This is a genomic window from Streptosporangium sp. H13245 (assembly GCF_055690525.1).
In genome coordinates this window covers 148,449-169,160 of the sequence record NZ_JBSZKT010000011.1, presented here as the reverse complement: position 1 = coordinate 169,160, position 20,712 = coordinate 148,449, and the positions used below count along the sequence as shown (strand labels likewise).

General features: G+C 66.5%; 19 protein-coding genes. 9 read left to right on the top strand and 10 right to left on the bottom strand.

Annotated features, from left to right (window positions below; genetic code table 11):
• Positions 1-242 precede the first annotated feature (242 nt).
• Positions 243-1,514, bottom strand: a complete 1,272-nt coding sequence (locus ACW9TB_RS19600; protein WP_472749449.1) for a DNA cytosine methyltransferase — start codon at positions 1,512-1,514, stop codon at positions 243-245.
• Between the two features lie 97 nt (positions 1,515-1,611).
• On the opposite strand from ACW9TB_RS19600, the gene ACW9TB_RS19595 reads away from it, so the two are divergent.
• Complete coding sequence (locus tag ACW9TB_RS19595) at positions 1,612-2,109, top strand: very short patch repair endonuclease (RefSeq protein WP_472749448.1); 498 nt, start codon at positions 1,612-1,614, stop codon at positions 2,107-2,109.
• 432 nt (positions 2,110-2,541) lie between these two features.
• On the opposite strand, the gene ACW9TB_RS19590 is transcribed toward ACW9TB_RS19595, so the two are convergent.
• Positions 2,542-2,931: an HNH endonuclease gene (locus ACW9TB_RS19590; protein WP_472749482.1), complete on the bottom strand. Its 390-nt coding sequence runs from the start codon at positions 2,929-2,931 to the stop codon at positions 2,542-2,544.
• Between the two features lie 1,128 nt (positions 2,932-4,059).
• Entirely contained in the window at positions 4,060-5,283 is a 1,224-nt protein-coding gene (locus ACW9TB_RS19585) for a helix-turn-helix domain-containing protein (RefSeq protein WP_472749447.1), read from the bottom strand.
• Between the two features lie 757 nt (positions 5,284-6,040).
• Between ACW9TB_RS19585 and ACW9TB_RS19580 the strand changes: the two genes are divergently transcribed.
• From ACW9TB_RS19580 to ACW9TB_RS19570, 3 genes are all read left to right on the top strand, one after another.
• Entirely contained in the window at positions 6,041-6,481 is a 441-nt protein-coding gene (locus tag ACW9TB_RS19580) for a hypothetical protein (protein WP_472749446.1), read from the top strand.
• Between the two features lie 112 nt (positions 6,482-6,593).
• Positions 6,594-7,013: an ATP-binding protein gene (locus tag ACW9TB_RS19575; RefSeq protein ID WP_472749445.1), complete on the top strand. Its 420-nt coding sequence runs from the start codon at positions 6,594-6,596 to the stop codon at positions 7,011-7,013.
• A gap of 176 nt (positions 7,014-7,189) precedes the next feature.
• Positions 7,190-8,386 carry a hypothetical protein gene (locus tag ACW9TB_RS19570; RefSeq protein ID WP_472749444.1) on the top strand — a complete coding sequence of 399 codons (1,197 nt, stop codon included), beginning with the start codon at positions 7,190-7,192 and terminating at the stop codon, positions 8,384-8,386.
• A 210-nt stretch (positions 8,387-8,596) separates the two neighbouring features.
• On the opposite strand, the gene ACW9TB_RS19565 is transcribed toward ACW9TB_RS19570, so the two are convergent.
• Positions 8,597-9,631 carry an oxidoreductase gene (locus ACW9TB_RS19565; RefSeq protein WP_472749443.1) on the bottom strand — a complete coding sequence of 345 codons (1,035 nt, stop codon included), beginning with the start codon at positions 9,629-9,631 and terminating at the stop codon, positions 8,597-8,599.
• Between the two features lie 442 nt (positions 9,632-10,073).
• On the opposite strand from ACW9TB_RS19565, the gene ACW9TB_RS19560 reads away from it, so the two are divergent.
• Entirely contained in the window at positions 10,074-10,514 is a 441-nt protein-coding gene (locus ACW9TB_RS19560) for an ester cyclase (protein WP_472749442.1), read from the top strand.
• A gap of 231 nt (positions 10,515-10,745) precedes the next feature.
• On the opposite strand, the gene ACW9TB_RS19555 is transcribed toward ACW9TB_RS19560, so the two are convergent.
• On the bottom strand, positions 10,746-11,189 hold the full coding sequence (locus ACW9TB_RS19555; protein WP_472749441.1) for a hypothetical protein: 444 nt from the start codon (positions 11,187-11,189) through the stop codon (positions 10,746-10,748).
• Between the two features lie 332 nt (positions 11,190-11,521).
• On the opposite strand from ACW9TB_RS19555, the gene ACW9TB_RS19550 reads away from it, so the two are divergent.
• The gene (locus ACW9TB_RS19550) at positions 11,522-12,085 is read left to right on the top strand and encodes a hypothetical protein (RefSeq protein WP_472749440.1); all 564 of its coding nucleotides are present in this window, start codon (positions 11,522-11,524) and stop codon (positions 12,083-12,085) included.
• Between the two features lie 204 nt (positions 12,086-12,289).
• On the opposite strand, the gene ACW9TB_RS19545 is transcribed toward ACW9TB_RS19550, so the two are convergent.
• From ACW9TB_RS19545 to ACW9TB_RS19530, 4 genes are all read right to left on the bottom strand, one after another.
• Complete coding sequence (locus ACW9TB_RS19545) at positions 12,290-13,750, bottom strand: serine/threonine-protein kinase (protein ID WP_472749439.1); 1,461 nt, start codon at positions 13,748-13,750, stop codon at positions 12,290-12,292.
• Positions 13,751-13,871: 121 nt separating this feature from the next.
• Positions 13,872-14,504 carry an AAA family ATPase gene (locus ACW9TB_RS19540; RefSeq protein ID WP_472749438.1) on the bottom strand — a complete coding sequence of 211 codons (633 nt, stop codon included), beginning with the start codon at positions 14,502-14,504 and terminating at the stop codon, positions 13,872-13,874.
• Between the two features lie 39 nt (positions 14,505-14,543).
• Complete coding sequence (locus ACW9TB_RS19535) at positions 14,544-14,930, bottom strand: VOC family protein (RefSeq protein WP_472749437.1); 387 nt, start codon at positions 14,928-14,930, stop codon at positions 14,544-14,546.
• Between the two features lie 357 nt (positions 14,931-15,287).
• Positions 15,288-16,664: an alpha/beta fold hydrolase gene (locus ACW9TB_RS19530; protein ID WP_472749436.1), complete on the bottom strand. Its 1,377-nt coding sequence runs from the start codon at positions 16,662-16,664 to the stop codon at positions 15,288-15,290.
• Positions 16,665-16,954: 290 nt separating this feature from the next.
• Here ACW9TB_RS19530 and ACW9TB_RS19525 point away from each other — a divergent pair, with 290 nt between their 5' ends.
• The gene (locus ACW9TB_RS19525; protein WP_472749435.1) at positions 16,955-17,536 is read left to right on the top strand and encodes a MarR family winged helix-turn-helix transcriptional regulator; all 582 of its coding nucleotides are present in this window, start codon (positions 16,955-16,957) and stop codon (positions 17,534-17,536) included.
• Between the two features lie 64 nt (positions 17,537-17,600).
• Complete coding sequence (locus tag ACW9TB_RS19520; protein WP_472749434.1) at positions 17,601-18,023, top strand: SRPBCC family protein; 423 nt, start codon at positions 17,601-17,603, stop codon at positions 18,021-18,023.
• 19 nt (positions 18,024-18,042) lie between these two features.
• Here ACW9TB_RS19520 and ACW9TB_RS19515 read toward each other — a convergent pair whose 3' ends face one another.
• On the bottom strand, positions 18,043-18,558 hold the full coding sequence (locus ACW9TB_RS19515) for an FBP domain-containing protein (protein ID WP_472749433.1): 516 nt from the start codon (positions 18,556-18,558) through the stop codon (positions 18,043-18,045).
• Positions 18,559-19,018: 460 nt separating this feature from the next.
• On the opposite strand from ACW9TB_RS19515, the gene ACW9TB_RS19510 reads away from it, so the two are divergent.
• On the top strand, positions 19,019-20,521 hold the full coding sequence (locus tag ACW9TB_RS19510) for a glycosyltransferase family 39 protein (protein WP_472749432.1): 1,503 nt from the start codon (positions 19,019-19,021) through the stop codon (positions 20,519-20,521).
• Positions 20,522-20,712: the final 191 nt, after the last annotated feature.

The window sequence follows — 20,712 nt, the reverse complement described above, 5'->3', positions numbered from 1 at the left end:
CAGAGCAAGCCATCACCACAGGGGAGCGCCAACTCCGTCTGCGCCAAGCCCTGCGCCCCTGGCGAACGAGTGGCTACCGGCCTGAAGAGCTGGCACATTCTGCGAAAAATACGCTGTCGCCTTTTGAAAACAAACCAAAGCGGCCCTTACGTTTGAATCTCACAAATGGGCGCGGAAAATAATTAACTCCCAAGAAGAACGGGAGCATATTATTATACTTTCTGTGCACCTAGATGGCATAACTAGCTAATCTTTGCCCTATGCTGCTCGAACTGGTCATGACGAATATGATCTTCCTGGCCAAGAAAAGCCTTGAACTGGCCAAGCTTGTAAGCCGCCGGGGCGCTTTCACTCCTGATCTCGATATAGAAGTCACGCCCGAGCAGACTAATCCGACGCTCCAACTCATGTGGCTCTAAATTTAGCTTAGTAGCCCGGGCAATTTGGGCTGAAGTCATAAAATCGCCCTTATCGCGAAGCGCCCGATAGATTAGATCATCCTTTGGAGAGAGATCAAGCTCGCGCTGTTCAGCCGTACGATTGAGTGCAGCAGCGATTGCAACCCCCAGCACCTTGGCAACTGGAGGAGGGAAGGCATTTCCAATCTGGCGATAGTTTGATGTCTTCTTACCAGTGAAAGTCCATTGGAACTCACCGTCGTCCCACCCCTGGATCCGAGCAACCATCTCACAGGTGAGCTTGGGGCCTACACGGAACTCATCGTCTGGGCTAGGAGCATGGTTAGCCACACCAAGGGCATCCACCCCCATCTCTGCCCATGCACGCTTAGCCCTGGTGGGGCCGAGATCAGCGCCACCATGCTTCTTAGAGCCCCCGACGATGGTGGGGGCAATATCGTTTGCCTTCTCCGCCCATTCATCTGCCCCTTTCCAGCCATTAGCAGAGATTAGGGGAAAGAGAGTCTCTCCCACTGTCGGAGGTTCCCCGATGGGTTGGGGCCAGTGAAAGTACGCAAAATCGTCGGGCGCCATAGCAATAAGCACAAATCTGGGACGTAGCTGCGGAACACCGTAATGCGAAGCCTGCAGAAGACGCCATTCTGCAGCGTAGCCGAATTCCCTGAGCCGATCAAGGACGTGTTGACGATAGCCAACAAAACGCGGCATGCTCAATCCACGCACATTCTCCAACAGTAAAGCGCGGGGTCGGACAACTTCGACTTGCTCGACTGCCCAAGCAAAAAGGTCGCGCTCGTCAGTCGCTCCCAATTGCTTACCTGCGACAGTGAATGGCGGACAGGGTACTCCACCAGCAAGGAGATCGACAGGGCGGCGATCTGGACCTGGAGCATAATCCGCAGGATTCCAGACATTAAGGTCCGCTACATCTCCTTGAGACACCTTCCATCCGGGACGATTATACCGGAGTGTGTTAACAGCGTTTTCATCCAGTTCAATGGCAAGCTCGTGCTCGAAGCCCGCCTTTTCGAGTCCAAGGGCCTGGCCGCCGGCGCCAGCACAAATCTCGATGACACGGAGTGTTTGCTCGGTCACGATGACCCCTTTCATTGCCTGGACGCGACACGAACGAGTTGACAGCTGTATCTTCGCAGATGACAGGAAGCCGTACCGTGCGCCCACCAGGACGGATGTGTCTAGTCACAAGAGAGTTCAAGCCCGCAAGCAGGCCCATGAACGTGGGCTCTACCCTGCCCCTCTCAACGAGGGTCGATCGCGTAACATGCAGGCCAACCGTGGAACAAACACCAAACCGGAAGTCGCGCTGCGTAGCGCCCTGCATCGGCTTGGCTATCGCTACAGGAAAAACTTCCGGCTTGATCTTGAAAGCGTGAAGGTTCGACCGGACATCGTCTTCACCGCCCGCAAGATCGCAGTTTTCGTGGATGGTTGCTTCTGGCATGTATGTCCAGAACATGGACGTCAGCCCACCACCAATGAGTGGTACTGGACGCCAAAGCTGCGCCGGAATATGGAACGAGACCAGACAGTCAACACAGCTCTTGAGACCGCAGGCTGGCAGGTTGTCCGTCTCTGGGAGCACGAGTTGCTGCCTATCGCCGTTGAGACGGTAGTTGCCGCACTGCACCCCAGGCCCGAACATGTGAGCGATATTAACGCAAGTGACTGACGAAACTGAAGTGACTCTGGCGATGCGAAGCCAGTATCTTGGTGCACAGTATGATTTTTTTGGGAAAAAACCATACAAGTCGTCCAGCCAAAGGTGCCAGGAAACAACCATCAAGCCAAGTTTGCACAGCCGCATATGGCCGCGAAGAACATCGATGATGCCGCGAACACAGATCGCAATCATAGGGTGCACATCGACACAAACCTCGCCGAACATTCCCTTGATACCCGAAACGAGATTGTACATGGCAACATTAATCCCGATTCAGCAAACCACTTAAATTCCGTTAAGCAAATCCAGAACCTCACCCTCTACGCTTCTTGGAAAATGCATCAGAAAAAACTTTTCTAAGAGGTGACGGCATGGCCAGACAGGCTTTTTGGGAAATTTAAGTGAAGTAAAACAGGGCTCTGTTTACCATTTTTTGGCGATTTAACTTCCAAGCATTCGCTGAAGTTCTATGATCATTCGATCGCGCTCATGAAGTGATAGATTTCTGGCTCGATCGTAAGACTTATCAAGCTTAGAACGCGTCCTTTCTCCAGACTGCAACCATGTGAGAAGTGAGCGTAGGTCCTGACCTTTGAGTGTACGCACCTCAGCGAAAACCTCGTCATAAGTCTCAGGATCGGCAGCCTCATGCCGGACAGGTTCATTACAGCGTGCGCATTCCGTTCGGAGGTTTCCTTCGTCACGAGATCCTCCACGGGCTTCGGGTATCCTATGGCCAATCGTAAGCTTTGCCTTTGTTGCAGGCTCGCCAGGATATGACTCGCCACCTCCCACACCGCACAAGGTACAACGGAAACCGTCACGCTCCATAATGAGGCGGCGCGTCCGTTGGGAAACTGCGGATTTTGCAGCACGCTTGTCTAGCCATATGGGAGTTCCTTTTTTATCGAGACGATACGTGTCGGGCGGAAGAGTTCGGTCATCTTTATACGAGACGATGATCCAGCCATCTGGACGCAAAGCCCGCAGGCGGCGATTCAATTGTTCGGCGTTTTCAGCTTCTCCGTCAACGTCACCTAAGGATTGACGCAGCTGTCGCATAGTGAAAGTATCACCAACTTCTGCATTAAACCAAAGCCAAGCAGCTATTCGCCTTTCCCCACCGAAAGCGCGCTTGCCGCCAATCACGGTTTTAAGCTTCCACCATTCTCTACCGTCGGATGCGAACCGGGAGTACTCACTGGAGGGTTCCGTCATTCCCTTAGTATTACCTAGGTTGACGACTACTGGGTAACTGATCTCAGTGTGCTTGGGAGGCGATCTTGGGACCGTCCTGCCAGATGGGTATGGAGGCATGACACGACAACGGTTTTACTCCTCTGATCTGGCCAATGAGTGGTGGGCGTCATGGTTGAACCGCTACTTCCCGCCCTACACTCGGGTGGCTGCCCGACCAAGCATCCACGACGTGAAGCGATGGACACGATCATGTGCGTGACGCGCACCAGTTGCCTCTAGCAGCAACTCTGCCATTTCCCGCCCTGGCGGACCGTCTACCGGCACTTCGTCCGCTGTGAAGACCAAGGGGCGACCTAGCAGATCATGGGTGTGCTGGGCTGGCGGAGCCGACAAGAGCTCCAGTTGAGCCGCCGAGCCCTCAGCCACGGGTGCGGGGTTGTACTGAACAGCAGACAGCAGGCGGATTCGCCGATCAAGGGGCGCCGCGGGCAGCTGATGCTCTGGGCACAACATGTGCTGGGCATCATCGTGCACATCCGTTGGTAAGCCGCTTAACCAGCATGGTTTTAGGCGCATGCCTAGTGGCGAGTGATGGGGCGGGTGCTGCTTATTGGCGGCTCGCTCGCGACTATGAGCCTCACCCCGACCAGCGAGGCCATGATCTCGAACAGGCGCACCGAGCCCGTGATCGCCTCTCAAACACTTTGCCAGTGCCCATAGTCCAGCCTCCGTTGATCAACTTCTAGGAGTCGGTGGACGTTAGAGGATATGCATCCGTACGCCAAGCCGACGGATTCGCTCCCGGTAGCTGTACCTTTCAAGATCCAGCAAGGTCCGCACAGCCTGCTGCGCCATCGGATGGTTCCGGACGAGTAGAGGAGCCACCTTCTCAGCGCGCTCCAGCTCGGCCAGGGCGGCCTCCCGTTTGCCGCACCACAGCAGCCCACGGGCGTGGTCGAGATGGTGATGCCCCGCACGACTGGCCTTCAGGCTTTTCGGGAGCTGGATGGCCTCCCCGCGCTGTACGGCCTGGGGGCCGTCTCCCAGTTCGACGGCAACGGCAACGCCGTGGATGTCGACGTTCGTCTGAGTGGTGGACAGGTCGTAGTAGTCGGTGCGCTGGCGTGATCCGAGCCGGGTTACCGCCTCGGCCGCGAGCCGGTGACGTGACCACGCCTCATCGGCGTCGTTCTTGCGGGCGGCGGTGATCGCTGCTCGTAGTTGGAGGCCGCCCCAGACGGCCAGCGCTTCAGGATGTCCTGCGGTGTACTCGCCCTCAATGTCGGCGCATGCGGCATCGAGCAGGGTGAGCGCGTCGTTCCACGAGGTACTGGCCCACAGGCTCCGGATCCGCAGATAGGCGAACACGGCTCCGTTGTACGGATCCCCCGCGCGTTCCCACGCCCAGCGGACCCTGCTGGCAGTGATCAGCGAAAGGTCGGCGTAGCCCAGGGTGTAGGCCACCGAGTCGGCTGCCAGATAGGTCAGTGCGAGCAACCTGAATGCCGAGCTCCGGTCGGGTTCGGGGTACAGGTGAGTCGCCGCCTGGAGCTCGGAGAGCAGGGCCGGCAATGCGTCGGCCAGTTCCGCGTAGCGGGCCTCTCCCCGTAGCCAGCGGGCGTGATCGGTCGCGGCACGGAGGTCGGACAGCGCTCGCACCTCGCCGACCCACTCGGGGTCGAGGTCGTAGCGCTCCAGGTGGCGGCGGATCTCAGGGATCGCCGAGTGGCCGCGATCCTCGGCCGGGGTGTCGCCGCGATAGGGGCGCGCGGTGAGCTCGTTGGGGTGTACACGCAGCACACGAGAGAGGGTGTTGACCAGCGCGATGGAGTCCAGGGGAATGCTGTCGTTCTCCACTCCGGACACCCAGGACTGCGCGCGGCCGATGCGCCGCGCCAGCTCGTTCTGGGTTATGCCCACACGCTTACGAGCACGTCGTACGCGCGTTCCCACACTCTCCGCCGCCGGGTCCGAGTAGGCCATGGCCTCAAGGTAACCCGCTCTGACGCGCTTGGCCCCTCTCCTCGTCAAAGTATCAACGGCGCTGATGTCGCTGCCTCTCCGCATCAATAACTTCACTCTCTGTGAGGAGTCATGAATGCGGGAGCGACGGGAGTACGCGGTGGCCCCGCCTGACGTGTACGTGACCCTCACACAGAGATCGCGGCTTCCCGAAACGGAAGTCAATCCACCGGCCAAGGCACGGACGTGGCCGATGACATCACCATAAAAACGGCTCTGCCAGGGCGAATGACGTCACCCGGCAGAGCCTGGACCGCACACTGGAGGTGCGACCTGTGTCCAACCCTAGTAGAACACCCAAGATCATCAGAGTCCGCTGGCATGCCGAGCAGCCGCCCTCGCCTCTCGGCTGTCGCTGGTGTGGCCATCCGCCGTACGCGCACGATGCCGTCAGCCTGCCGCATCGGCCCGGTCATCTGTGGGAGCAGCCCACCCCGGCCCAGGTCCGCACCCGCATGACGGTCCGGCGCCGCCTCGGGCTCTGCGGTCGGCTGCCCTCGGCCGTGCCACCCGCGACCACCGCGCCGAACCCGTTCACCGCCGTGACCGCGCGCCCGATGAGCCGTCCTTTCGCGGGTTCTCCCGCAGGCAGGGGACGCCACGCGCGACCGGCCGCGATGGCCGCGCCGCCGTACGGGCAGCCCTCGTACGGACGGGAGTCGCCGGGTGTACGACCCTTGCCGGGCAGGCGTGAGGCGTACCGGAAAGGGGTGACGGCATGAGTCCGCCACCCGTCGAAGCGGCCACCGGGACAGCGGAAAACCTCCCCACACCGCTCTCGTACAAGAGAGACGACACGCTTCGGTTCACCGGCTGGTGTCTCTGGTACGGCGAGGCCACCGAACGTTGGTGGGCACTCTCCCCCGCGTGGTGCCGGGAGCGTGTCGGCCTGATCGAGGCCGACACCTCCGCCGAACTCGTCGCGCGGATGCGGCACATCGAGGACTTCCGTCCCCACCTCGTCCCCGACCGGCACGAGCGGCTGCGGCGTCCCCTCCCCAGGGCAGACCACCCGATCCCCGTTCCTGGGCAGCAGCCCGAAGGCCCTGGCAGGGACATCAGGAGCAGCGGAGACAACCAGGGCGCCGAGATCACGAGCAGGGGAGGTGACCGGAATGACCGCGCGACTCCTGTCCGTGCTCGTCGGCGTGTTCGCTGACCGGTTCCGGCCCCCGACCGGCAGCCTTAGGGAAACGGCTCAACCGACCACGCCGTGGTCGTCACACCTTGACCGGACACACGGCTGGTCGACCTCTCCGGAGCCCACGCCCGTGATCTCCCAGCGCTTCCCGGCCACACGCGACCAGGTCAGGCTCGCGCGGAACTTCGTCGCCGAGATCCTCGGTGACGACCATCCGCTCCGCGACGATGCCATACTCCTCACCAGTGAACTCGCCACCAACGCCGTCGAACACTCCAGCACATCACTCGAAGACCGGCCGCCCAACCCCGAACCGAGCGGCGCCGAACCGAGCGACCGACCCAGGGAGTTCGTCGTCACGGTGGCCTTCCTCCCCAACGGTGTCATCATCACCGTCCAGGACACCGGCTCCACACGGATCCCCTGCGCCAGGAACTCCGGCCTGGAGGCCACCGGCGGACGAGGGCTCGTGCTCGTCAACGGCCTCGCCACCCGTTGGGGCTTCCATCGCGACTCCAGCGGAACCGTCATCTGGTTCGAGCTCACCTGACGGGCCGACGTGGTGGCGCCACGCTTCTGGGTGATCGACCATGGCCGAGCGAAACCCGTATCCTCGCCCACACATATCCGTCGTGGCCAGGATGAAAGGCCGTCCGCGTGGTTTTGTCGGACGCTTGCGGCAGGCTACCCGCGACCGGCCGGAGTTGGATTCATTGAGGGACGCACATGGCACGCATGCTCCGCAGCATCGACGATGAGGTCTACGTGGAGTACGGGGTGTTCTCCCTGTCGGGCACCGACCTTGGGGAGTGGAGCAGCCCGGAGGGGTACCACTTCGTGGCGGATGTCCGGATGGAGGCGTGGGACGGTGAGCCGCCGAGCCCCGGAGGTTCCTGGGCACCCGTCGACCAGGTGACCTTCGTGGCGGACAGCGGTGTCGTCTACCTGTGCCTGATGATGGACCGGCGTGGCCACGACTTCCTCATCGGGCCGCCGTGTTTCGAGTACGGGATGGCGATGTACTTCGAGCCGCTCACCAAGGACGAGGAGCCGGACGAAGACGCGGATGGTCCGGAGGAGCGGTGGTTGCTGCGTTTCTGGCCGATCCGTGACGCGTTCGATCCGCTGGTGCACCAGCCGGGCGCGTCGTACATCGTGCCGATGCCGAAGGAGTACGTCCCACCGCCGCTCCCGCCTGAGCTGCTGCCTCCGCCTGCCAAGCCCCGGTCGGTGCCCGTGCCCCTTTCGGTCGCCCAGGACTGGGTCTCGATGCGGGTCGATCCTTCCCGGTCGGGCTTCGAGGAGTGGCTGAGCCGGGTGGAAAAGGGGCTGCGCGGGAAGGGCATGACGATCCACGAGTGGCTGCGGGCACAGGGCGTCGAGATCGAGGACGGGGCCGAGGTCACCCGGGAGAGCATCGCCCGTCCCGAGGACCGCCCCGGCCGGTTCGCCGACCCCCTCGTCGATCGTTACTACGCGCAGCAGGAGGCCATGGGATTCCTGCCGCACCAGTTCAACACCTGGGAACCGCACGAGCAGGAGGAGCGGCTGCGCGAGGTGTCCGACGAGGAACGCATCGCCGAGGAGTTGAATCCGGGGAGCTCGCGGACTTTCACCATGCCCTACGAGGGCAGGGGATTCCTGTCGCCGGGTCTCAGCTGCCGCCTCTGGCGGTGGGAGGACGACGTCATCGGTGGAGAGCCGTTCGACGGCAGCCTCACCGTCGATCGGCAGGTGCACGTCCGCTATCCGCACAGGCGCCAGGTATTCGTCTCCGGCATCGTGACTGTGCTCCGCCCGGAGCGCTACAACGGACGCGCCGACCACTACGTGGTCAGGGACGCCGAACCCCACGAGGCGGCCCGCGTCCTGTGCTCGGAGGCCACCTGGCAGGACCGGCCGGAGGAGGAACCGGGCCGATAGCGCGACCGGGGAACGCGGGGCTGATATCGGACGATCGGGAGGAAGCGCCGCGCCAGGCCGGGCCAGGTCAGACCGGGCCGGGCCGGACCGCGTCGGGCCGGTCAGAACGATCGGTCGCAGCCGGAGGGCGTACGACGTCGGTGCCGCGCCTTTCGGATACGGAAGGTGCCATACACGCCGTGCCTCTCAGGTACGACGGCACCACCTCTTTCAGAGGAAGACCCCGGTGAGTTTCTCGCTGAGGTCCCACAGGCGGGTCGCGGAGTGCGGGTCGATCGAGTAGGGCATGACGCCGAAGGCGAAGGACTCCTGTGTTCTCACCCGTTCCTCGGCCGCGGCCACCGGGTCGTCGCCCTCGGGGACGAGCGGGACGAGCGGGGCGATGTCGGAGTTCTCGCAGTAGACGCCGCCGTACCCGTCGAGGCGCGGGCTGGTGGCGCACCACACGCTCGTCGCGGCGCCCTGCTGGGGGCTCTTCATGTTCCGTGACGGGTCGATGAGCGGTTCGCCGTTCTCGTCGATCATGCCCATCCGGCGGAGGACGTCCGGGCTGGTGTGACGTACGAGCGGGGTGAGGATCCTGCCCGGGTGCAGGGAGAACGCCCGGACGCCGTGGTCGCGTCCGCGCCGGTCGAGCTCGACGGCGAAGAGGTTGTTCGCCGTCTTCGACTGCCCGTACGCGCTCATCGGGTCGTACGGGCGGCGCTCGAAGTGCACGTCGTCCCAGACGATGTCGGACTGGCGGTGTCCCCACGACGAGACCGCGACGACCCTGGCGCCACCGGCGCCTCCGGCCCGCAGCAGCGCGGGCCAGAGCCGGAGCGTCAGCTGGAAGTGGCCGAGGTGGTTGGTCGCGAAGTGGGACTCGTGGCCGCGTGCGTCGTGCGAGAGCGGGACGGCCATGATTCCGGCGCTGTTGACCAGCATGTGCAGCGGCCGGTCGGCGTCGAGGAAGCGGTCGGCGAACGCGTCGATCGACGCGGGGTCCTGGAGGTCCATCGGTTCGAGCCGGACGCCGTCGACGCCGGCGAGGGTCTCGGCCGCCTTCTCACGGTTCCGTACGGGAACGACGACCGACGCTCCGGCCGTACGCAGCGCGCGGACCGTCTCGACGCCGAGGCCGGAGTAGCCGCCCGTGACGATCGCGGTCCTGCCGGTGAGGTCGACGCCGGTGATGATCTCGCTCGCGGTCGTCGCGGGGCCGTATCCGGTGCCGAGCGGGGTCTGCGGTGTGGGTGTGGTCACGCGATCGCCTCCGGGACGTCGAGGCCGGTACGGCCGAGCTTGGTGTGACGCACGGGTTCTCCTCCGATGCTCCTCGGAACGGAGAGCTCTCCGTTTCGGTGTAATCGACGTTAACGGAGGACCCTCCGCTTAGCAAACGCGTCGCGCTCTCCCCGGAGGCAGCTGGTGTTTATAGCTCCTTTGTCTTGCTTGCACCGCTATGGGGTGGTCGTAGGACCGCGTCACCTTCCGTGATGCGAATACGACGCCACCGGGACCGGCGGCTGACTCCCCACTGGGTAGCCTCGAAGGAGCGCCGTCGAGCGCTCCGGCCCGACCCGATGTCACCCGAGCGCCGCGACGTACGGCATCCCGATCACCTCGGGAGCCTCGGGGCCCAAAAGAGCCCAAACAGAGCCCAACAGCGCCCATTGCCTCGTCTCGCACCGGGAGGGCCATCGTCATGTCGAACGCCTGGGAGATCAAACGCCGGCTGTCCGAGGCGGTCAACACCCATGATCTGCACCGGGTGCTTGAGCTCTACAGCCCGGATGCCGTCGTCGTCTCACCGACAGGCATGATGGAAGGACACGAGCAGATCGCCTGGCTCTACGAGCAGTTCTTCAAGGGGTTCCCGGACCTTCATCAGACGGTCTGGCTGGAGGTCCCCTGCGACGATCCCGTGATCGCGGAATGGACGCTCACCGGCACCCACATGGGGCCCTTCCTCCTGCCTGACGGGCGCGAGGTGGAAGGAACCGGACGGCGCATCACCGTCCGGGGTTCGTGCGTGGCCTACGTCGCCAACAGCATGATCGTTACGCACCGGGAGTACTTCGACCAACTGGAGCTGTACAGCCAGCTCGGCTTCGGCCTGACCGAGCTCGGCCTCCCCGCCGCGTAGGTCGGAGGAGCGGCCCCACCGCCCGGGGCCGGGTCCCGGAAGTTCTCGCCGCGTGGGTCAGAGGAGCCGTCCGTTCCGGGTCCGGAGCCCGGAAGTTCCCGTCGCGTGCGTCAGAGGAGCCGCCCGGTTCCGGGTCCGGAAAAGAAAGAAAGACAGCGGCCGGTCCATCGTGCTGGACCGGCCGCCGCCTAGTACGGGAAGAGATTCTCCCCGCTCAGAACGAGTGAGGCGTCAGGCGCCGTAGAACCACTTCGACGTCCAGATCCTGATCCACTCGCCCGGCGGGTAGACGCGGCCGTTGGTGACGATCCAGCGGGTGTTGGACCGCACACAGTCGACGTCGGGCCAGTGCGGGGAGCCGTAGGCGTTGGAGTTCTGCCCGCTGGGCAGGTCGCGGTAGGGGCCCTTCGCGCCGCAGTAGAAATGGCTGCTGGCGTCCCGGCTGAGCTGCAGTGTGGAGCCCGTGCGGTTGTAGGCGATCCCGCAGGGGTTGGTGACGCCGCCGCACGAGGTGCCCAACGTGCCGACCTCTCCGTCGCGGGGTTCGTCGGTCATCACCAGCGCGTCCTTCGGCGGCACCGGGTCGGCGTGGGCGCTCGGCGCACCCGTGAACAGCAGAAGCAACGTCGTGGCCCCCAGTGCGGCGGCTCCCGCCCGCGTACGTGCTGCGAACATGCTTTTCCTCCCGTGGAATTGTTTTTCGAGCACGCCGTTTCGGTCCTCGCCGAACGGCGGTTGTCTGCACGCTGGCCCCTGAATTCAGCGCTGACGAGAACATCGTTCGGCATAGGCTGGGGGCCTGGGAACCTCGAAGGTTCCAGGGTGCTTTAAGGGCGGGGTGGATGCGGACAATCCTCTTGCAAGCCGAGGGCTCTGGCGCCGGACCGGTCGTCGTCGAACTTTCTCCGGGCCACGAGATCACTTTTGGTCGCGGAACGGCGAGCGCCCCGGTCGACTTTCCGTTGGACCATCCGGGAATCTCCCGGCGGGCCGGGATCATCCAGGCCGTGCAGGACTACTGGCTGCTCACCAATCTCAGCCACGACTCCACCCTGGTCGTGGAGAATCCCGAGGGCGGAGGGGAGTTTCTCAAGGTGGCTCCTCGGCGGGCGGCGGCGCCCGTGCCGTTCGAGTTCGCCCGCGTGGTGCTCCCGGTGGCGGGCGGGGCCTGTTCGTTCCTGGTGTTCGCCTCGCAGCACAGTTTCATCGACCCCGACGCGCCCGAGACCTCGGCGGTCGGCGAGCCGACGGTCTCCGGCTTTCCTCTCGACGAGACGGCGAAGTACTTCCTCGTGCTGGTCGCGCTCTGCGAGCCGCGCCTCCGTGACTGCACGTCCTCGGTCATCCCGACGGTGCCGGAGGTGCTGGAACGGCTGGGCGAGGTCCCCGGCTGCGCGGGACTGACCCGGGCCGCGGTCAACTTCCACATCGACTATCTGGCGCGTACGAAACTGCGCGTCAAGCCGTCGTCCGGTTCACGCAAGGCCGACTGGCAGCGCGCCGCGCTGGTCTCCGTCGCGCTGCGCTTCGACCTGGTGCGGGAGGAGCACCTGAAACGACTGAGCGTGTGATCGCGGTTGACGCGCGGCCCGGCCTCCCGCGTGGTCACGGCTGGCATTCGGCCCGGCTTCCCCCGTGATCACGGCTGGTGTTCGACTCGACCTCCCACGTGGTCACGGCTCGTATTCGGCCCGGCTTCCCCCGTGATCACGACTGGTGTTCGACTCGACCTCCCGCGTGGTCACGGCTCGTATTCGGTCCGGCTTTCTCCATGATCACGGTTCGTATTCGGCCCGGTGCTTCCGCACCCGTTCGACGAACGACCGGAACCGTTCGGGAACCCCGTTCTCCCGGCGGATCACCTCGTCGGAGGAGCGGAACGCCGCGGCTCCCAGCAGGCCGGGGTCTCCGGGCACCCCGGACAGCAGGGGGAGCCGTACGCACAGATAGCGGCCGACGGCGGGGATGCTGTCCTCGGGGGACAGCGGCGGGGTGGGGACGACGCCCCGGCGGTCGGCGGGCAGGTAGTACTGCAGTACCGACGGCGTCCAGCGCGCGAGGCCGTACTCGTTCTTGGCCACGTCGGACAACTCCGCGTCGAAGTTGCTCTCCGCCTTCAGCAGCCCGGCGACCAGTGCCGGGCTCAGACCCGGCTCGCCGCACATCGTGCCCGCTTCGACGATCAGCGCGCGGTACTCCCGGGGGATGTCGGAGTCGGAGCGCAGCCAGCGCCCGAACGGATCGGCCACGGACGGGCCGACCATCCCGGCCCCCGAGACACCGGCCAGCATCAGAAAGGCCGCGGCCGTCGCCCCCGCCATCCGGATGCCCGTCCGCCGGGGCGAGGCCCCGACGGTACCGGCCAGCGCCCGTGCCCGGTAGAGCTGGTAGGCCGCGGTGGGCCGGATCCTCGCGTTGGGGGTCAGGCAGTCACTCACCCAGGAACGCCAGACCTCGGGAAGCGAGGCGGGAAGCGTCAGGGGGCGCTCACCGGCCGCGTACTCGGCGGCGGCGACGTAACGCGCGCGAGCGGTCGGCGCGCTGAAGGGGAGGTGCCCGGTGAGCAGCTGGCAGGCCGTCACGCCCAGCGCCCAGACGTCGGCCGAGACGCGCACGGCGTGCCCCCGCTCGCTCACGGATTCGCCCCAGCGCTCGGGGGGCACGTGGTCGGCGGAGCCCATCGGGGGAAGATAACCGTGGGTCCCGTCCATCTCGGTGGTCAGGCCGAAGTCGGCGAGACGTATCGAGCCGTCGGCCATCATGAGCACGTTGTTGGGCTTGAGATCTCCATGCACCCACCTTTCGGCGTGCATGTACGCTATTCCCTCGCAGATCTCGGTAATCAGCCGTGGCGCGTCGGGAACGGGAACTCCCGCTCGAATCAGATCGGCCAGTGACCGTTCCGCCAGCTCCATGACCAGGACACACGCGCCGTCGAGTTCGGGATTTTCCGCGTCGTCGACGACAAGCGTTTCGCGGAGCCGGATCAGCCGGGAATGCTGGAGCCTGCTGTGCAGGCGTATTTCCCGCTGTGTCATGTCCCTGAGGTATTTCAACTGCCGCCGGGTGACCGTGCCCGTGGGCAGAAACTTCAACGCCGAGCGCGTCGCTCCCTCACCGTCTCGAACCCCCAGATAGACGCTCGCCCAGCTTCCCGTGGCGATGGGCCTGCCGACCTGCCAGCCACCGACGCGATACCCACGGGGAACACTGACCGCCCATCCCTCGGTGTTCACCAGCCTCCTGCCTTCCGGCATTTTCCGGCCGGGATCGTCAAAGCATGATTGCTGGCATTATTCATCACAAAGCGTACGGATGGGCGAGGCCGGAAAACGTCACCGCGATACGGGCCGGGTGTCAGTTGAAACGGATGTGTTTGGCCCCCGTCCACGCGCGGCGCAGGCGTCCTCGTAGCGCGCTGTCCGTGTTCGGGACGAGCGTCAGGCCGGACGAGGCGGCGATGTGGTCGGCGACCTGCGGGATCGTGAGGCGGTCGGTCCACACGTGCTCGGCGAACTCCGCGTCGCGCAGCCGCTCCAGGCACAGGTCGAGCTTGGACACGGCGAAGCTCTCCCAGCGCAGGGCGGCGCCCTTACCGGCCACGAACTGCGCGACGTGCCCGAAGCCGCGCTCGCGCAGGCGGCGCAGGACCGTCTCCCGCCCGGCCAGCAGCGCGAAGTGCCTGACGTCGTGGCCGCGTTCCCTGAGCCGGCCGACGGTCTCCCGGAAGTACGCGGGCTCCACGACCGTCATCGGTGCGATCACCGTGCCGCCGTGCTTGGTGAGAGCCAGGTCGAGCACCTCGTACACGCCCTGCCGCCACGCCGGAAGGTCCTGGAAGTCCCCGCGCAGCGGGGGCGGTGTCATCCGGTGCAGGCCGAAGCCGACGTGTTCGGGGTCGCAGACGACGCTTTCCGGAAGCCGTCGCCGGAGCTCGTACGCGGTCTGCGTCTTGCCTCCGCCGAAGGGGCCGTTGATCCACAGAAGCATGCGCCGAGCCTACGAGACCGGGGCGGCACGCCCCGACGCCTAGCCTCCGCTGCCGTACGGGCGGGTGAGGATCTCCAGGAAGTGCCCGTCGGGATCCAGGAAGTAGACGCCGCGACCGCCGTCGCGGCGGTTGATCTCCCCTGGCCGCTCGCGGGACGGGTCGGCGTAGTAGGTGTTCCCGGCCCGCTGGATCCGCTGGAAGATGGCGTCGAAGTCGTCCTCGGACACCAGGAACGCGTAGTGCTGGGAGGTGATCTCGCCCTGGTCGCTGTCCGCGAAGTCCAGGGTGACGCCGTTGGCGGTCACGACGGGCAGGAACGGGCCGAAGGGCGCCCCGACCCGCAGGCCGAGCATCTCGGCCATGAACTCGGCGGAGACCCGCTTGTCGCGGGCCATGACGATGGTGTGGTTCAGTTCGACGGACACGATCGGACTCCCCCGGCCCTCGTAGGCCTCGCTCTCACGAGCGAGGCCCTCGTACGCCTCACCCGGGCGGCGACGGCGTTTGGTACCGGAACGCGATGATAGGCAACCCTCGCCGTCGCTGTCACAGCGGACCCGGCGGCGAGCCGGAACCGAGGGACCCGCGCGAGGAGATCGTTGAGCGCGCTTTACCGGATCACGGCCCCTCCCGGCGGGGACGGCGTGCCCGCCGGGACTCCGTTCACCGTCGCGAAGAAGACTCCGCTCGCCGCTACGGAGAGGACTCCGTTCACCGTCGCGGAGAGGACTCCGCTCGCCGTCGCAGAGAGGATCCTGTTCGCCGTCGCGGAGGGGATCCCGTCAGCACCTCGTTCCCGCCGAGGGCAGTACGCGGTCGGTGAAGTAGCGGTCGATGTGGTCGCGGGCGCAGGTGTTGAAACCGTAGAGCGTGTGGCCGGGTCCCTCGTGCCGGACGGTGACGCTGCCCGGCACCTGCCTGAGCACCCGCTGTACGGCGTCGGACTCGCCCCAGGCGCCCGCGCCGAGCATGGGCGGCAGGCCCTTCGGCAGCGGCGCGGGCGGGTTGGTCACCCGTACCGGCCAGCCGACGCAGCCCAGGGTCCCGGTCGCCAGCGTGTTGGCGGTACCCGCGTTGGGCGCGGCCTTACGCAGCCGGGCGATCGTCGCCTCCAGCTCGGCGCGGTCGGCGGGACGGGGCCAGTCGACGCACTCGGTGACGCCGGTCGACTGGTCGGGGTAGCGGGCGCCGCGCTCGGGCACGAAGCCGGAGGCGTCACCGCCGATGGCCGCGCGGATGTCCCGCGCCAGCTTCGGCCACGCCTCGGCGCCCTGCCTGGCGGAACCCACCGCGAAGGCCTGCAGGTCGCGTCCGTCGTACGCGATGCCGGTCTTCCCGGCGGGGACCGGCGTGCGATCGGCCCTGGCGACCAGCGCGCGCCACTTCGCGGGTACGACGTCCCGGCACTTCCCCGAGGCGCACCAGCCGAAGAAGCGGCCGATGGCCTCCTCGTTGCTCCTGGCCATCTTCTCCATCTCACCGGCCCAGTCGGCGGTGCTGTGGTTCCACGTGCCGTCGAGCACCATCGTGCGCACCTGGCCGGGGAAGAGCCTGGCGTACGCCTGCCCGTAGAACCCGGCGTAGGAGGCGCCGTAGAAGTTGAGTTCGGCGCCGCCGAGCGCCTTCCTGATCGCCTCCATGTCCCTGGCGTTGTCGGCCGAGCTCATGGCGGCGAAGAACTCGGGGTCCTTGTTGCGGCAGGCCTCGGCGTAGCCCCGGTTGGTGTCGGAGAGCCGCCCGAAGTCGGCGTCGTCCTCGGGGAACTCGGGCAGCGGGACGCGTGTCCAGGTGCACGGCAGGCCCGTGCTCAGGCCGCCGAACTGCTCGCCGTAGCCCCGCGTGTCCCACGTGACGATGTCCATGCGCTCGCGGAGCTTGGCCCACCAGTTCCCCGACTGGGTGAGGGCGATCCCCGGGCCGCCGGGCCCGCCGTAAGCGATCAGGACGGAGCCCTCTGAGGTGCCGGTGGCCTTCAGGCGGCCCAGCTTCAGCGTGATCTCGCGGCCGTCGGCCCGCTGCCAGTCGACGGGGACCCGCAGGTCGGCGCACTCCATACCGACCTTGTCGCCCGGGCAGGCGCTCCAGTCGAGGGGGGCGGCCCGCGATACCTGCGCGCCCGAGGTCAGGAGGGTCAGGGCGATGGCGATTGACGTCAACATGACGGACACGATCTCCGAACGACCGCCCCGGCCACATCGGATCCCGGTCTGATTTCGGAGACGGCGCGTCAGCCCGGGGGATGTCATCCCCCGACGACCGCGACCGTCTTACGAGCGTCCGGGACTGCGGTGACCTGCGGGTTTCAGGGCCCGTACGCGGACAGACGGGCCCGCTCCTCCGGAGCCGGGGCCCACGGAGCCCGAAGCCCACGGAGCCCGGAGCCGGGCCTCGTGGTGCGAGTCCCCGTATCGACAATTTATCGAAGGAGGTATTAAAGTATGGCTTCATCATGAAGGACGTACATAAATCATCGGCAGAGTTCGCCCACGACCCCGGCGGTTCCCTCTTCGATCCCGGGGCGAGGGCGGCCATGGCCCGGTTCACCGCCGGAGACGACACCCTCGCCCTCGAAGCCGCGACCGCCGTCCGCACCGCCTTCCACGCCGTCGAGCGCATCCGCGCCCACGGCGCTCAGGGCCGCGGGCTGAGCTCGGGGGCACTCGACATCCTGATGCGGCTGAGCGCCTCGACCGGCGACGGGGTCAGCATCGGCGACCTGGCCCAGTCGGCGGGGGTGAGTTCCCGCAACGTCACCGGACTGGTCGACACCCTCGAACGCGACGGGCTGGCGCGGCGGGTCCCCGATCGTCATGACCGGCGCTCCGTCCTGGCCCAGATCACCCCCGAGGGAGAGTCCTGGATCGAATCCTTCCGCCGGCCGACCCAGGCCGCGATGGCGGCGATCTTCCGCGACTTCACGCCCGACGAGCTGACCCAGCTGCGGCACCTGTGCCTGCGCCTCGCCGAGAACCAGCACCGGCTCTCCCGGCACCTGGGCCAGGACGGCGGCACGGACCACGTCCAGCCGTGACCGGGACGACAGCACGGACAACGCATCCGCCGACCGAGGAACCCCCCAGACAGGAGATCGGGAAATGGCTTCCATCCGTACAGAAGTAGTGATCAATTCCAGCCCGGAGCGGGTGTGGGCGGCGATCCGCGACGTGGGCGCGGTACACCGGCGCCTCCTGCCGGACCGGGTCGCCGACACCCGCATCGAGGGCGACGTCAGAATTCTCGTCTTCCCCAACGGGAAGGTCATCCGTGAGCTGATCGTCGATGTCGACGACACGACCCGCCGGTTCGCCTACGCGGTGGTCGAAGGCGCGCAACAGGCCATCACCCACCACCACGCCTCGTTCCAGGTTTTCCGCGAGGAGTCCGGTCACAGCCGTCTCGTCTGGATCACCGACGTGCTGCCGGACGCGCTCGCGGCGGATATCCGCGCGCGTGTCGAGCGGGGGGCGGCCGACATGAAACGGACGCTGGAGGAGGCGGAGGAAGCGGTCGCGGACTAGGTCGCGGTCACGTTCATGGTCACGCCGAACGCAGGTCGCCGTCGAGGACCCTGTCCAGAAAACCCTCCAGGTTGACGACGGCCCTGACGATCCGCTCCTCCGTGGTGAGCGTCTCCTCGAACCGTACGCCGGAATCCGTTCGCTTCGTGCCCCGCACGTAGAGGGAACAGGCCAGGTCGGCGCAGACGTAGGTGCCGACCGTGTTGCCCTGGCGGCCCGCGGCCCCGACCCTGGGCGCGACGAACAGGGCGACCCCGGTGCCGGAGTGGGGCGTCACGCAGATCGAGCAGACGGTGCTCTTGGTGAAGCTCCTGCGGACATCCTGCGCGACGCGCAAGGTGACGCCGACGAGCTCGCCCCGCCGCTCGACGACCAGGTAGCCCCGGTCGGGAGCGCCGGGGTCGCGCCAGCCCAGGAAGTCGAGGTCGGCCCAGGAGAGCTCGGGGAGGTTCCTGGGCAGGTTGATCCTGTTCGCCTCTCCCTTGGAGCAGTTGACGAAGGATCCGCGTATTTCTTTCTCGCCAACCGGGTTCATGCTCCACCTGCTGTCATAACGATCATTGGAAAGTCGTCCGGAACCTCGGTTCCGGCCACCGCGACCGGCGCCTCCGCCGACCGGCGAGCGGTCCGGCCGAGTGCGGCCGGGTGCGGCGGGGCCGGGTTGGACCAGGCCGGGTTGGACCAGGCCAGGTTAGGCCAGGTCACAGCCTGGTCGGACCCGACCAGGACCCGACCAGGACCCGACCAGGACCCGGCCGGGACTCGGTCGGGCCGAGGTGCCCTGGGCATCCGGCAGCGGTCAGTGTCTCAGCACGACGTGGAGGGCGTCGAGGGATTTTTCCCCCGGCGCCCACGGTCCGCGCGAGTGCCCGTACCTCTGTGACGATCATGACGGGCGCGGAAGGCCGTGACCGGAATCGAACCGGCGTACACCGCTGTGCAAGCGCTTCCCCGAGCCACTCGCGCCGCCGACGCCGAAAGCCGATGATGAACAAATGTCCGCCCCCTCCCCCTCCGTCCCGCCCGATGCCGGAACGGCCGCCCCGGTCCCCTTCGCCGGGCGGCCCGTCGGCGCGGTCGCGCTGGCCACGCTCACCGTGCTGCTCGTCGCGAGCCCGCGCTACGGCTACCACCGGGACGAGCTGTACTTCCGGATGCTGGGCGAGCGGCCCGCCCTCGGATACTTCGACACCCCGCCGCTGACCCCGCTGATCGCGCGGGCCTCGGTCGCCGTGTTCGGCGACACCGTGGTCGCCCTGCGCGTCGTCCCCGCCCTGATCGCGTCGCTCGTCGTCGTCCTGGTCGCCCTCCTGGCCCGGGAACTCGGCGGCGATCGGAGGGCGCAGATCGTCGCCGCGGCGGGAATCGCCACCACGACCCTCCTCCTGCTCGGCGGGCACTCCCTGCTGACCCTGGGGGTCGATCTTCCGCTCTGGGTCGCGGCGGCGCTGTTCGCCGTACGGGCACTGCGGGGCGACGGGCGCTGGTGGCTCGCGCTGGGCGCCGTCGCGGGGGTGGCGACGTACAACCGGCAGTTGATCGTGCTGTTCCTGGTCAGCCTGGGCGTGGGCGTGCTGGCGGCGGGGCCGCGCGACGTGCTGCGGGACCGCAGGCTCTGGCTCGGCGCGCTGCTCGCCCTCGTGATCGCCGCGCCCAACCTGGTCTACCAGGCGACCCACGGCTGGCCGCAGCTGGTGATGGCCGGGGCACTGGAGGCGGACGAGGGCGCCGACAACCGCCTCGCCTTCGTACCGCTGCAGATCCTGCTGCTCGGCCCGCCCCAGGCGGTCGTCCAGGTGGCCGGTGCCGTACGGCTGTGGCGGGAACCCCGCCTGCGCTGCCTCGCCCTGGCCTACCCGCTGGCCTGCGCGCTGACGCTCTACTCCGGCGGGCGCCCCGACTACGTGGCGGGCCTGCTCGTGCTGCTCTTCGCGGCGGGGTGCGGCCCGGTCGTCCGGTGGATGTCGGGTACGGGACGGCGGGTGCTGGTCGTCGGCGCCCTGGCGGTCAACGCGGTCGTCTCCGTCGTCATCGCACTGCCGGTGATCCCTCCCCCGGCGCTGGAGGGCACCCCGGTCGCCGGGATCAACGAGGTGGCGCGCGAGTCGATCGGCTGGCCGGAGTTCGCCGCGCGGGTCGCGGCGGTGGTCGGCGGGCTGACACCCCAGGAGCGCGCGGGAGCCGTACTCCTCACCGACAACTACGGCGAGGCCGGGGCGCTGGACCGCTACGCCGGGGAGTACGGGCTGCCCGAGGTCCACAGCGGGCACAACGAGCTCTACTGGCGCGGCCCGCCCCCCGCGTCCGCCCGGATCGCCGTGGTCGTGACCGACTTCCCCGACGGCTACGCCCGCGCGTTCACCGCCTGCGAGGAACGCGGCAGGATCGACAACGGCGTCGGCCTGTCCAACGAGGAACAGCATCTGCCCATCCTCGTCTGCCGCGACCCGCTGCGCCCGTGGCCACAGCTCTGGCCCGAGATGCGGCACAACAGCTGACGCCTCGAGAGAGGTTTTGAAGAAGCCGCCAAACATCTCAACGAGGCCTTAAGGATTGAATACCGGACCTCTGGTTCTCCTGCTGAACCAGCGTGAGGGTGAACGTAGAGGGTGGCATCGCCATGCCTGAATCAAAGATGGCGGAGACTACGAAAGATTTGGGTTAAATCGCGAGCCTGCTGCGCAACTCC